This is a genomic window from Parabacteroides sp. AF18-52 (genome assembly GCF_003479145.1).
In the GTDB taxonomy this organism is placed as follows: domain Bacteria; phylum Bacteroidota; class Bacteroidia; order Bacteroidales; family Tannerellaceae; genus Parabacteroides; species Parabacteroides faecis.
This window is the reverse complement of record NZ_QUGR01000011.1, coordinates 182,181-193,853: the sequence shown is the minus strand read 5'-3', so window position 1 is coordinate 193,853 and position 11,673 is coordinate 182,181. Positions and strand designations below refer to the sequence as shown.

General features: G+C 44.3%; 16 protein-coding genes and 2 pseudogenes. 7 read left to right on the top strand and 11 right to left on the bottom strand.

Features of this window, described 5'->3' with window-relative positions:
* From DWX23_RS17950 to DWX23_RS17920, 6 genes and pseudogenes are all read left to right on the top strand, one after another.
* Positions 1-135: RteC domain-containing protein (locus DWX23_RS17950; RefSeq protein WP_182422706.1), on the top strand; the 135-nt coding region annotated here is incomplete at its 5' end.
* 301 nt (positions 136-436) lie between these two features.
* Positions 437-1,567: an ATP-binding protein gene (locus DWX23_RS17945; RefSeq protein WP_004291480.1), complete on the top strand. Its 1,131-nt coding sequence runs from the start codon at positions 437-439 to the stop codon at positions 1,565-1,567.
* A 16-nt stretch (positions 1,568-1,583) separates the two neighbouring features.
* Positions 1,584-3,647 (top strand): annotated as a pseudogene (locus DWX23_RS17940) (P-loop NTPase fold protein); the annotation flags it as partial.
* 184 nt (positions 3,648-3,831) lie between these two features.
* Positions 3,832-5,397, top strand: a complete 1,566-nt coding sequence (gene istA / locus DWX23_RS17935) for an IS21 family transposase (protein ID WP_005942609.1) — start codon at positions 3,832-3,834, stop codon at positions 5,395-5,397.
* Positions 5,398-5,408: 11 nt separating this feature from the next.
* Positions 5,409-6,197, top strand: a complete 789-nt coding sequence (istB, locus tag DWX23_RS17930) for an IS21-like element helper ATPase IstB (protein WP_005942612.1) — start codon at positions 5,409-5,411, stop codon at positions 6,195-6,197.
* Between the two features lie 114 nt (positions 6,198-6,311).
* Positions 6,312-6,656, top strand: a pseudogene (locus DWX23_RS17920) (glycoside hydrolase family protein); the annotation flags it as partial.
* Positions 6,657-6,718: 62 nt separating this feature from the next.
* On the opposite strand, the gene DWX23_RS17915 reads toward DWX23_RS17920, so the two are convergent.
* The 11 genes from DWX23_RS17915 to DWX23_RS25020 all read right to left on the bottom strand — a co-directional run bounded on the left by DWX23_RS17915 (position 6,719) and on the right by DWX23_RS25020 (position 11,165).
* Positions 6,719-6,940, bottom strand: a complete 222-nt coding sequence (locus DWX23_RS17915; protein ID WP_004310300.1) for a hypothetical protein — start codon at positions 6,938-6,940, stop codon at positions 6,719-6,721.
* 116 nt (positions 6,941-7,056) lie between these two features.
* Positions 7,057-7,365, bottom strand: a complete 309-nt coding sequence (locus DWX23_RS17910) for a hypothetical protein (protein ID WP_004310301.1) — start codon at positions 7,363-7,365, stop codon at positions 7,057-7,059.
* Positions 7,366-7,418: 53 nt separating this feature from the next.
* Positions 7,419-7,724, bottom strand: a complete 306-nt coding sequence (locus DWX23_RS17905) for a hypothetical protein (protein WP_004310302.1) — start codon at positions 7,722-7,724, stop codon at positions 7,419-7,421.
* Positions 7,664-7,882, bottom strand: a complete 219-nt coding sequence (locus tag DWX23_RS17900) for a DUF3873 domain-containing protein (protein WP_008770680.1) — start codon at positions 7,880-7,882, stop codon at positions 7,664-7,666. The genes DWX23_RS17905 and DWX23_RS17900 overlap by 61 nt, the downstream gene beginning before the upstream one ends.
* Positions 7,883-7,913: 31 nt before the next feature.
* The gene (locus DWX23_RS17895) at positions 7,914-8,171 is read right to left on the bottom strand and encodes a hypothetical protein (protein ID WP_005827305.1); all 258 of its coding nucleotides are present in this window, start codon (positions 8,169-8,171) and stop codon (positions 7,914-7,916) included.
* 24 nt (positions 8,172-8,195) lie between these two features.
* A complete protein-coding gene (locus DWX23_RS17890; RefSeq protein ID WP_004310303.1) occupies positions 8,196-9,461 on the bottom strand; it encodes a PcfJ domain-containing protein in 1,266 nt (421 codons plus the stop codon).
* On the bottom strand, positions 9,458-9,877 hold the full coding sequence (locus DWX23_RS17885; protein ID WP_004310304.1) for a PcfK-like family protein: 420 nt from the start codon (positions 9,875-9,877) through the stop codon (positions 9,458-9,460). The genes DWX23_RS17890 and DWX23_RS17885 overlap by 4 nt, the downstream gene beginning before the upstream one ends.
* Positions 9,878-9,900: 23 nt before the next feature.
* Entirely contained in the window at positions 9,901-10,122 is a 222-nt protein-coding gene (locus DWX23_RS17880; protein ID WP_008019901.1) for a hypothetical protein, read from the bottom strand.
* Between the two features lie 11 nt (positions 10,123-10,133).
* Positions 10,134-10,349, bottom strand: a complete 216-nt coding sequence (locus tag DWX23_RS17875; RefSeq protein WP_005643957.1) for a hypothetical protein — start codon at positions 10,347-10,349, stop codon at positions 10,134-10,136.
* Between the two features lie 7 nt (positions 10,350-10,356).
* Entirely contained in the window at positions 10,357-10,692 is a 336-nt protein-coding gene (locus DWX23_RS17870) for a hypothetical protein (protein WP_004310306.1), read from the bottom strand.
* 62 nt (positions 10,693-10,754) lie between these two features.
* Entirely contained in the window at positions 10,755-11,165 is a 411-nt protein-coding gene (locus DWX23_RS25020; RefSeq protein WP_032588465.1) for a hypothetical protein, read from the bottom strand.
* A gap of 14 nt (positions 11,166-11,179) precedes the next feature.
* Here DWX23_RS25020 and DWX23_RS25015 point away from each other — a divergent pair, with 14 nt between their 5' ends.
* Positions 11,180-11,335 carry a hypothetical protein gene (locus DWX23_RS25015; RefSeq protein ID WP_004314171.1) on the top strand — a complete coding sequence of 52 codons (156 nt, stop codon included), beginning with the start codon at positions 11,180-11,182 and terminating at the stop codon, positions 11,333-11,335.
* Positions 11,336-11,673 lie beyond the last annotated feature (338 nt).

Genomic DNA, 11,673 nt, shown 5'->3' with positions numbered 1-11,673 from the left:
AAAGACTGCTACCGCTTCTACACTGATATCAAACGCCGGAAGAACGAAAGCCGCACCTATTTCATTGACAGGATGCAGGAAAAACTGAACGAGAGAATGTTGCGTGATGAGGAGTTGGAGCGGATGAGAAAATAAAAAAATATCCATTACATATGAGAAGACAGGAATACTCGTATCCTGTCTTTTTATTTTCATTTAATTATATATTAATTAGCACAATATATGTGAGTTTTTCATTCCTATAAGGACAAATTTCAGAAACGTATGTCTGGTAAATTATTGAGTCATCATAGTATGAACATATATCATTACTAAAAACAATGAAACAACTTCCATAAGATTGTGGTTGTAAAAATCGCCATTTAATAGCCCGTTTTTTTTGTAAAATTCGCCAATTAAAAAAATATGATTATCTTTGCATTATATTTTATAAGGTATGGAAACAGTAAATAGAATACTTCAAGAGAAGATTACAGCACGAATCGCGCCCAATAAAGCAGTACTGATTTTTGGTGCTCGCCGTGTTGGTAAAACGGTAATGATGCGTAAAATTGTGGACAACTATTCAGGTAGGACGATGATGCTCAACGGCGAAGACTACGACACATTAGCACTATTGGAGAATCGCTCAATAGCCAATTATCGGCATTTATTGGATGGTATTGATTTGCTGGCTATTGATGAGGCACAGAACATACCACAAATCGGTAGTATTCTGAAGTTGATAGTTGATGAAATACCGGGAATAAGTGTCTTGGCAAGTGGTTCTTCGTCATTCGATTTGCTGAATAAGACTGGTGAACCGTTGGTCGGCCGCAGTACGCAATTTCTCCTTACACCATTCTCGCAACGGGAAATCGCACAGACGGAAACGGCACTTGAAACCCGCCAGAACCTCGAAGCGCGCTTGATTTACGGTTCCTATCCCGAAGTAGTAATGATGGAGAACTATGAACGTAAAACAGACTACCTACGTGATATTGTCGGTGCATACCTGCTTAAAGATATCTTAGCAATTGACGGCTTAAAAAATTCGAGCAAGATGCGCGATCTACTGCGATTGATAGCTTTTCAGTTGGGCAGCGAAGTTTCTTACGAAGAGTTAGGTAAACAACTCGGCATGAGCAAGACGACCGTTGAAAAATACCTCGACCTATTGGAAAAGGTCTTCGTTATCTATCGTCTGGGGGCTTATTCGCGTAACCTACGCAAGGAGGTTACAAAAGCTGGCAAGTGGTACTTCTACGACAACGGCATTCGCAATGCCATTATCGGGGCTTTCTCACCGCTGGCCATTCGGCAGGATGTCGGTGCGCTGTGGGAGAACTACATCATCGGAGAGCGGCGCAAAGCGAACTTCAATGAGGGACTGCACAGGGAGTTCTATTTCTGGCGCACCTACGACAAACAGGAAATCGACCTGATTGAGGAGAGTGCCGACAGTCTTACCGCCTTGGAGTTCAAGTGGGGAAATAAAATGCCGGCCGCACCGAAAGCCTTCCAAGAAGCCTATCCCTATGCCGAGTTTCATGTGGTAAATCGGGAGAATTATTTGGAGTTCGTATAATCAATAAATTACGTATATGGAAACAAAACTACAATCCAAACAGCAATATCCGCGGTTTATCCAAAATAAACCGTGTGGTATTGACAAATTCGATGGAGGTTCGCAAGAAAGGTTGGCAAAAACTATTGCTCGCCATTTTTGTCAGAATGATTCATTGGATGAGGAATGTACTTTACCTCGAATTATCGGCATCGAAGGTATTTGGGGATCTGGAAAATCCAACGTGGTTAAAATGTTGGAACGTGAATTATCAGACGACTATTACTTTTTTGAGTATGACGCATGGGGACATCAAGAGGACTTGCAACGCCGCTCTATATTGGAATTGCTTACAAGCAAACTTATTGATGATGGTATCCTATCTGGAAATGCAACAATAAAAGTCAAAGGTGGAGGTACGAAAACCGTATCATGGTCTGAAAAGCTGAAATATTTATTAGCCCGTAAAACGGAGACCGTAACCGAAAAATATCCCCTTATCAGTAATGGTATGGTTGCGGCATTTTTGGTTGCAGTTTTAACTCCGATATTTACATTTATTGCGTATGCAGTAAAACCTACACCCACAACATGGTGGTTTTCTTTATTGTCTATTATCATAGCTGCACTGCCAGTTCTTATTGCATTGTGCGTTTGGAAATGGGCATATAGCAAAGATCATAAATATGGATGGAGTTATATGTTAGCTATTTATCAAGATAAAGTCGAAAAGGACGTTTGCTATGAGACTTTGAGCGAAGACGAACCAACGGTTTACGAGTTCAAAACATGGATGCAAGACATTTCTGATTTTATCAAGGAAAAAGGACAACGTAAATTAGTCCTTGTTTTTGACAACATGGATCGTCTCCCCGCTGAAAAAGTAAAAGAATTATGGTCTTCTATCCATACGTTCTTCGCCGATAGCGGTTTTGAAAATGTTTGGGCTGTTATTCCTTTCGATGAAACACATTTAGCTTGTGCATTCGGAGATGAGACCGACGAACAAACGAAACAACTGACCAAGTATTTTATCAATAAAACTTTCCCTATTGTTTATCGTGTTGCTCCTCCTGTTATTACCGACTATCGAAGTATATTCAACAAACTGTTTGTTGAAGCATTTGGAGAAACAGAAAATGAAGCGAAAGAAACTATAAATCGGATATTCAGATTGGTAAATCCTAATGCCAATGTTAGGGAAATTATATCATATATCAATGAGATGGTCGCTCTTAAACAAGAGTGGTGTAACGAAATTTTGATGATAAACATAGCATTGTTCTGTTTGAAGAAGACGGATATTCTGGCAAATCCAGTAGAACAAATATTGTCCGGCGACTATCTGAATGGCATTCAAACAATAATTAACAATGATCTGCAAACACAACGCGAAATTGCAGCTTTGGTATATGGTGTCGATGTTGAAGATGCTCGACAAATTCCATTGAAAAAATATATTGAAGGCTGCATCAACGGAGAAGAAGACCACGACATAAATCAATATGCAGAGACTAATAAACAATTTGACACTGTATTAGAAGAAGTTATACAATGTATGGACAATGCGCTTATCGATAAGATTATACATTGTTTGCATAAATTAACTCGAAAGAGCGATGTTATTCTGCGTGTATGGCAAAGAATAGCACAATTGAAATTAAAAGAATCCATAGAGAAGCAGGTGTTCCCTGTCGAATACCAAGAACTGCTGTTGCATTTAGACACGGAAAGCCAAAACCATGTGATTGCTCAATTATATAAGAAGATAGTTCGGTTCAATGACTTCAATGGCGGCGACTATTTCAAAACGTTAGATGCAATAGACAGGTTTATTGCGCAAAATAAGTTGGCGTGCGATTTTACGTCATTGATTGAAGCAAAAACAGTCAAGCCAAATACATTTATCGATTATATTCAAGCTGCAAATGCAACAGATGCTGCCTATCGGGATAACGCGACAACTAAAGCATATAAATATTATCAAGTAGCAACAAATTCGGAGGCGCTCGATAATTATTTGGCAAACTTACTACCCGATAATTTCGACCATGCAGATATTGTAAAAACGTTAAAAGATAATTCTACCTATACGTTTCCAATGGAAAAGCCACTCAACTTTGCCCCTTTTGGCCACGCAGAATTATCCCTTTTGGCTAAAATATGATTGACCCCTTTGGCTAAAATAGTGTTGCCCACTTGCTTCACCTATAATTATAGTTTTTTTGTGTAGATTTGAGTACCCTTGTCCTGGTGTAACGGGAGAGAAAATAAAATCTATACAAATGAATAAACGAATCAAAAACATTTTAAGATGTTATGCGGCTGGCATAGGAATCAAGGAAACGGCATCTACGTTTCATATTTCCCGTAATACAGTCCGCAAATATGTCCGCTTATTCCTTTCAAGCGGCAAGAGTATTGAACAGCTTCTTTCCCTGCCCAATGGACAGTTGGATGAACTGTTCGGCTGCACGGATACCCGGCATCGGGAGCCTTCATCCAAAAGGATTGAATTGGAGGCCTTGCTTCCCGGATATGTATCTCGTCTGTCACGCAAAGGTATGAGTGTCCGAAAACTGTTCAAGGAGTACCATACCGAATATCCGGACGGCTATCAGTTGTCTTCCTTCAAACGGATTGTCAGCGAATACAGGTTTCACATTAAGGTTGTCGGTCATGTAGAGCACTATGCCGCAGAGCAGATGTATATTGACTTTGCCGGTGACAGACTTGAAGTTGTTGATGAAATGACGGGCGAGACGAAGAAAGCCGAGGTATTTGTTGCCATCCTTCCGTTCAGCCATTATACCTACTGCGAAGCCGTATGGTCGCAACGCAAGGAAGACCTGATAAAGGCATGCGAGAATGCCATTCAATATTTTGAAGGTGTTCCTGCGGCTATCGTCCCCGACAATCTGAAGGCTGCCGTCACACGAAGCGACCGCAACGAACCTGTCATCAATGATGATTTCGCCGCTTTTGCCGAATATTACGGCTGTGTGGTCTATCCTGCTCGTGTGCGTCACCCCAAGGACAAGGCTTTGGTAGAAAATGCCGTAAAGCTCCTCTACCGTTCCATTTACCTTGATATAGAGGGAATGACATTTTCCAGTTTGGAGGAACTCAATACCGCCATCCATATTTCCTTGCTTGATTTCAATGAAAAGGTGATGGCCGGACGGGAGATGTCACGCAAGGAAATATTCCTTCATGGAGAGAAGGATTATCTTCGTCCGCTTCCCGTGAAACGCTACGTAATGAAAGAAAGGAAACTGATGACCGTGGGAAAGAACTCTTACGTTTCCTTGTTCAAGCACCATTACAGTGTTCCGAAAGAGTATGTAGGCAGGCGCATGACGATTCTCTATGATGCCGACACGGTGGAAATCTATTGTGGAATGAACCTTGTCGCCACCCACGACCGCTGTGACATTCCTTACACTTATTCTTGGAAAAAGGAGCACAACCTGCCTGGTCATTATGGTCCCTATGACAAGGACTTGGAGGAACTCTTTCAACGTGCCTCGGAAATAGACAACATCGTATTGAACTATCTTCAGGAAGTGGAGCGTGTCATGCAATATCCACCCAAAGCGTTCAGGTCATGCCGTGGCATCATGACACTGGAGAAGAAATACGGCCGTGACCGTCTAGTTGCGGCTTGCGCATGTGCGGATCAGAAATTGCAATACGGATACCAAGCCTTGCGCGAGGTGCTTGAACTGGGAGAAGATGTGGATTTCCTTCCTGATGAGGACGGAAAAGTACAGTCCAACGTGACTTCCCAGATTCCATTGACCCACAAAAATATACGTGGACGTGAATATTACAAAAAAGACAAACAATAAAACTATTATTTATGGAAGTAAACAATAAAACAGCTCCCGTTACGGGACAACAAGACCAGAATACCATATCACTGGATTTAATGAACCGTATGAAATTGCATGGTATGGCAGAGGCTTTCAGGGAAAGTCTTGCCGGCACCACTCCGCAATCCATGACTGCGGACACGTTCCTTTCCATGCTCCTTGCACGCGAATGGGACTATCGCTCCCAGGCTGCCATTGCACGGCTCACCAAAAATGCGGCATTCCGCTACAAGGCTTATATTGAGCAGATTGACTATGCCACGAACCGGGGACTGGACCGCAATCAGATGGAACGTCTCGCCACCCTTGATTTTGTGCATAAGGCACAGAACCTTTTCATTACTGGTTCTTCCGGAACGGGAAAAAGCTATTTGGCCTGTGCCCTTGGACACGAAGCATGCAAAAGGGGATTCCGTACCTTCTATGCCAATGCTCCGAAACTGCTCGGTGCGCTGAAAGTCGCCAAAGTAAAAGGTACACTTGAAGCGGAACTCAAGAAGATTGAGCGTTGCCAGCTACTCATTCTTGACGACTTGTTTATTGTACCACTTGACGCCAAAGAGCGTCCCATACTGCTTGAAATTATTGAGGATAGGCATGAACGGAAATCTGTCATCATCACATCGCAGTATCCATCTTCCAACTGGTATGACATGGTAGGTGATCCAACAATAGCCGATGCAATCCTTGACCGCATCATACATACGGCCCATACTATAGAATTATATGGTGAAAGTATGCGAAAATTAAAATCTAAGAAAAACGAGAATTTTTAAAAGGGTAAAATAATATTGCCCCCCAACACCAGGACTTTAAAGGGTCAATCATATAGTACAAAAAGGTGGGCAAATCTTGCGTGGCCAAAAGGGTCAAAGTTGAGTGGCTTTTCCATAGGATATGGACATCGGTTGCAGCCGGGGGAAAGGTATTCGGCACGCACCATGACGAAGCGGCAGGCGGACGCGCTTCTGCGAAAAGACCTGCGGAAGTTCTGCGCGATGTTCCAGCAGTTCGGGAAGGATTCGCTTCTGCTTGCCACGCTCGCCTACAATGTCGGTCCGTACCGTCTTTTGGGGAGTGGGAAGATACCCAAAAGCACGCTAATCCGAAAGCTGGAGGCGGGTGACAGGAACATCTACCGGGAGTATATCGCTTTCTGTAACTATAAGGGGAAACGCCACGCCATGCTGCTCAAACGAAGGAAGGCTGAGTTTGCGCTGCTGTATGTACCATAAAGAATAAGTGTCTGACGAAAGAAACTCCGATGAAGCCGCCAACTTCATCGGAGTTTCAGTTTTCATACATTCGGGATTGTCCCTTTGCCTGCAACCTCACCGTCCCTGCAATGCTCTATGATACCGGGTGAAAATCCCATGCTGCCGATTGCGATATGCCGGATATAGTCTGTATATTCCTGACCTTGAAAATTCCTGCCCGTAAGGTTCTTGAAAACCATCTTTATGCTTATGCCGTCGTTGCTGTACAAGATGGTTTTTCCGTTCTGTCTGATTGTTTCCATGATTAAAACTTGTTTTTGTGAATACTATCGTAGATTGGTACAAAGGTTTCTTTGCCTACTTTCTTATCCGCCATCATGCTCATGAAAGAAAGTAGGCGGCTTTTGCCGCCCACCCCTCAAAAGCGGGTGTAAAGTCCCGTTACCATCGTGAACATTTCCTCCAGCATATCGCAATATATCCCCTCGTGCGTTTCAATGTCCTTCGTCCTGCTCTCGAATGTCTTTTTGCTGAACGTCTTGCGGTAGAAACGCATATTGTATAGGTCTGCCCCTCCGTCATAGATGATGTCAAGGCGGTTGGCACTGGTCTTGTTCCTCGCAAGGCTCATGCGCAAGCCGTTGCCCATGTCTGTGAAGTCTTTGCTTCCCGTCATGGCGGCAAAGCGTCTGCCGCCAATCTGCTCTAAAATTGTCTTTGCTATCATATCCGTTGTCTTTTAGGTTTATGGTTCGGGCGGTGCGGACACCGCCCCAATGTTCAAAATTCTGTTTTCTCGGTTATGGGTGTGCATTTTTCCAGCCACTCTTTCAGACATTCCATGCTATACTCGCTCGTGATGACTGCCGTATGGCTGTCAATGGCAGTGAAACGGCTGCTTTCATAGCTGTCTATCCACCCCTTTAGGGTATCAACTCCCCACGCTTCGGCATCGTCAAAGATGCCGTCCAATGCCGTAATGGGTTCGCTGAATTTGACTATCAGCGTTTGGTAGCCTGCTTCGTTCATCGCTTCTCCTCCTTCCTTTCCTTTGCCGTTAGCCACTTGTCCCGTGCGGCTCGACATTCGTCTAATGTGGGTTTGACACAAGAGAAAAGTTCCCCGTCCGTGTGGCGGTAGTCGTATTGCACAAGGGTGCGTTTGCGTCTGTCGATACCCGTTTGGAATTTCTCGTAGTTCTCCGTTCCTGCCGATTGGCAGGTGCTTACTCCGTTAATTGTCATTTTGTTGCCATAGTCGTTGTTATTTAGATGATTAGAAATGTACAGACAGCACTCTGTGTTGCATCACCATTTCGGGGTCGCTCGTGTAGCGTTGGTGCAGGTAGAAATGATGAGAGCCGAAGCCGTAAAGGAAGAACTTGTCAAGTTCGTGTTTCTCGGCAAAGTCCTTGACGCTCGCCCTTAATTGCTCCTCACTCTGACAAAGAGTGAGGAGGTTCATAAATTCAAGGAACATCGTGGGGATTTTATCATCCCATAGGAAAACCATGCTTTCAAATCTTACTTCCATAATGTTAGTTGTTAGATGTCGATATTATGCCGCTTTCATCCGCTGGCGGATAAGGTTGGCGTTCTTGTTCACAAGGGCGATGATGCGGTCGTGGTATTCGGAGTTCTCGTTGCATACGCCACGACACTGCACCACCTCAAAAGTTTTTAGTGACACCTCTATCGTTTCAATTCGTTTTCCGTCAATGGTGGCGGATAGGATAAGGGAGTCTTTTCGTTTGTGGTAACCGCCCACACAATGGTGCATCGTCCTTCCTTCCTCTGCCATTTCTTCCACGCTCTCTATGACTTTGACGCAAATAAGGCTGTCGGTAAAGGCAAGTCCGAAGAATATGCCCTTAGCTTTCAGATATTGTTTCTCGTCCTCAATCGCTTTCCTGCGTTGCTGTTCAGTCCGCTCATGTTTCCTTTGCAGGTTGCGCTTTGCCACCAACTTGTCGTGTTCAACTTTGAGGTCGGCAGGGCAAACGTATTTCGGGCTGTTTGTGTCCTTGCCGAAATGACGCAGGAGGTCTATGGTGTCACGCCACATTGAGCCGTCCTCAATAGTATAGCCGTTGCGGATACATATCTTGATTGAAGCCCAATACTCTCCAATATTGAAAGAGTGGTACAGATAGTAGCGCAACATGGGATATTGCCCTGCCTTCAACAGCGTTTCCGCACGGCTGTCCGACAATAATGCCGGTATTAGTTTGGTGGGTACAATGTCGTGGAAATTGCCGTTAAAGCCGTTTCTGCGGAGCGTCGGCAACACCTTATATCTTGGATATATCGGGGAATATGAGATATGGCGGTACGCTTCATTGTCATTGCGGATAGCAAAAGGAGAAGCGAATGAGAACGTGTCGATGTAGCATCCCAATGTGCGTGGAATGGCAACAACAGCCTTACGCCCTTGTTCATTCCACCAATACTGCCCGATTTCAAGGGCATAGGACTTGGCATTAACCCCTTTCTCCATACCCACGACAAGCAAGAACATTCGTAGCACTTGGTATTCTCCGCTTGTGGTAAGGGTTGTGAAATACTGCTTTTGTCTTACCTTGCGCTGATAGGTGAGGCAGACTTTCAAACTTGCTCCACATTCGGGACACGTACAATGCTCGGTCTGCTCCGTCATTACCCAACTATGACCGCAATCCATACAAGTGGTACGACCTTTCGGCAAGCGGTGTGCATAATGCTCCACGCAATTACGGAATGCCCAATTTATCTGTATCGGGGTTATCGGGCGTAGTTTCTTGCTTTGGGCAAGAACTGCTTTTTCAAATTTGTTTCTCGGTTTCATAAGCCAAAATCAAATAATGAGGGTTGAACTTGGGTTTCTGTTTTCGCCTTTGTCGGCTTGGTGCGGTTCTGCAACTTGCGGAGTTCCTCGTCTTGGTATCTGCGGACTGCCTGCTGACGTGCTTCTGCTTTTTCCTCTGCCGTGAGTTCCACAATGTGGTTCACCGCCACTTGGCATTGGATAGGCTTGCCCACCTCAATCTCGTTCTCGTCATAGTAGTGTACTGCTTGTCCGTATATCTCTCCGTCCGTGAAGCCGTTACAACCGCTTTTCTGCACATAGTTCAGAATGTAGGTTACGCAATCGTCAATGTTCTTGGCTGGATTGCGGTAGTTCTTCGCAAAGAGCGTGTCTTCCTCCGCACGTTGTTCCAAATACATCTGTATCGTTCTCTTGAAATGGTCTGTTCCTTTCATATCGCTGTCGTTTTTATGAGTTGTCAAATAGTATGTTTCAAAATCTCCCTCCAATAAATCGGCTCAACCTCGCTCAATAGGAAGTCTATAAAGTCCTTCCGTGCGTCCTTGTTCAGTTCGTGGTAGAGTCCACGGAACACGGACATATTGCCGTTGAGGTATGTTTCCACCATGTACTCGAAGATGTTGCCCACCTCGTAGTATCTGCATTGTTGCTCCACTGTCTTGCTTCTTCTCTTTGCCATGTCGGTAGGGATTAAAGGGTGAATAACCAAAGAATGAAGCCGAAGAACAGGATAACGGAAAGAATAGCCACGATTACCCCTATTGCCACTCGGAACACTCCGTTTATTATCTCTCTGACGATGTACCAAAGGATGCCGGACACCCAAAAGGCGGTGCGCATGATTAGGGTGCATATCGCAAGCCCTATGTATTGCGCCATTTGTCTGAAATTTACCGTTGCTGTCATAGCCGTATCATTTGTTAAGTTCCACGATGCTGTCTATCCTGCCGTATAGGAAACTGCGGAGTGCGGTCTTGTCGGTAGCCTTGTATTCCGCCCAATGTCCATACTGCTTTACAATGTAGGTTCGGAGAATGTCGGAAAAGTCAAACATCCAACCTTGCAAGGGTACTGCGCTCTTGAAATAGGTGTTGCTGTTCACGTTGCGTGTAAGCCAATCCTTTTCCTCTCGGCTCAATTTCTCACCATTGTTCAGTTTGGTGCGAAGTCCGTACACCTTGCTGCCTTGCAGGTTCTCCAAACTTGGTACTTCCCATGCCACGAATTTTGTTGCTATTGCCGTTCTCATATCCGTTTTGTTTTTGATTTTTTGTTTTTTAATGCGGATTCAAGAGCTGAGGGAGTTGAGTTTCAAACTATCTTATCTGCTTCTCGTTTATCCGACATTTTTTTTAATGCGTCTTTCTGTCGCATCGGTCGTTTTCGTTTCGGGTGCTTAAAAAGGTAGGGATTAGGGAATGCAAGGTTTTTCGGAAAAATACTACCCGAAAGGCTGGAGATTTTTCCAGAAAACAGGAGGCTTGACCTTGCTTTCCCGTACAATCCCGGAGTTACCTTTGCACCCAGCACGAAAATGACTGCCTGATGCGGCTCACTGAAAGGCGCGAAAATGGAGGTAAACGGAAGTGGAGGCAGATTAGACAGGAAAACTTCAAAAGAGAAATCCGTGAAAAAGACATCCCCAACAGAAAAGAACATAGCCGGTAGCGTGAAACCGAGCAAACCATCGGCAAGGAAGTATGTTTTTATCTGTTTGGCCAAACGTGTTTGGTCGGATGGATAAAATCATTCTTCCCGGTTTGTCTGCCGTGAGTGACGGCTTGTTCCATTTATGGAATGTGCGGTCATACACGGCTTTCCGCTTCCGGCTCAAAAGGACAACGAAAAAAGAAAAATCGTCAAAACCCCGTAAAAGCACCTCTTTGGCATAAGCACAAAAGAAAGGGGCCTTGTCTCATCAGTCTAAACTATTGTTTAGGCGTGAGGCAAAGCCCTTTTCTCCGCTTATGCGGCAGTCGGCACACGTTCGTTCAAAATCTTTTTGGGCGATGGTGTGCTGACGGATAAAATCGCTTTTACGGAAAAACTTGTGTGAGAAGAAAAAATCAGGAGATTCATTTCTAAATCTCCCGTTTTATTGTTACTTTTGCATACGAAGAGTTCTTTGAAGGTTACGCAACGCACAGAAGAATAATGCAGTAGATAACTAACTAATTCGTAACCTATTACTATTATGAGCGATTACCCAATGCTCATTTCCAATAAATTA

What these genes read in the sequence shown, in the direction of transcription:
- DWX23_RS17945 (WP_004291480.1), top strand. Translation starts at nt 437, where the DNA reads ATGGAAACAGTAAATAGAATACTTCAAGAGAAGATTACAGCACGAATC.
- istA (WP_005942609.1), top strand. Translation starts at nt 3,832, where the DNA reads ATGAATAAACGAATCAAAAACATTTTAAGATGTTATGCGGCTGGCATA.
- istB (WP_005942612.1), top strand. Translation starts at nt 5,409, where the DNA reads ATGGAAGTAAACAATAAAACAGCTCCCGTTACGGGACAACAAGACCAG.
- DWX23_RS17915 (WP_004310300.1), bottom strand. Translation starts at nt 6,940, where the DNA reads ATGGAAACAATCAGACAGAACGGAAAAACCATCTTGTACAGCAACGAC.
- DWX23_RS17910 (WP_004310301.1), bottom strand. Translation starts at nt 7,365, where the DNA reads ATGATAGCAAAGACAATTTTAGAGCAGATTGGCGGCAGACGCTTTGCC.
- DWX23_RS17905 (WP_004310302.1), bottom strand. Translation starts at nt 7,724, where the DNA reads ATGTCGAGCCGCACGGGACAAGTGGCTAACGGCAAAGGAAAGGAAGGA.
- DWX23_RS17900 (WP_008770680.1), bottom strand. Translation starts at nt 7,882, where the DNA reads ATGACAATTAACGGAGTAAGCACCTGCCAATCGGCAGGAACGGAGAAC.
- DWX23_RS17895 (WP_005827305.1), bottom strand. Translation starts at nt 8,171, where the DNA reads ATGGAAGTAAGATTTGAAAGCATGGTTTTCCTATGGGATGATAAAATC.
- DWX23_RS17890 (WP_004310303.1), bottom strand. Translation starts at nt 9,461, where the DNA reads ATGAAACCGAGAAACAAATTTGAAAAAGCAGTTCTTGCCCAAAGCAAG.
- DWX23_RS17885 (WP_004310304.1), bottom strand. Translation starts at nt 9,877, where the DNA reads ATGAAAGGAACAGACCATTTCAAGAGAACGATACAGATGTATTTGGAA.
- DWX23_RS17880 (WP_008019901.1), bottom strand. Translation starts at nt 10,122, where the DNA reads ATGGCAAAGAGAAGAAGCAAGACAGTGGAGCAACAATGCAGATACTAC.
- DWX23_RS17875 (WP_005643957.1), bottom strand. Translation starts at nt 10,349, where the DNA reads ATGACAGCAACGGTAAATTTCAGACAAATGGCGCAATACATAGGGCTT.
- DWX23_RS17870 (WP_004310306.1), bottom strand. Translation starts at nt 10,692, where the DNA reads ATGAGAACGGCAATAGCAACAAAATTCGTGGCATGGGAAGTACCAAGT.
- DWX23_RS25015 (WP_004314171.1), top strand. Translation starts at nt 11,180, where the DNA reads ATGGATAAAATCATTCTTCCCGGTTTGTCTGCCGTGAGTGACGGCTTG.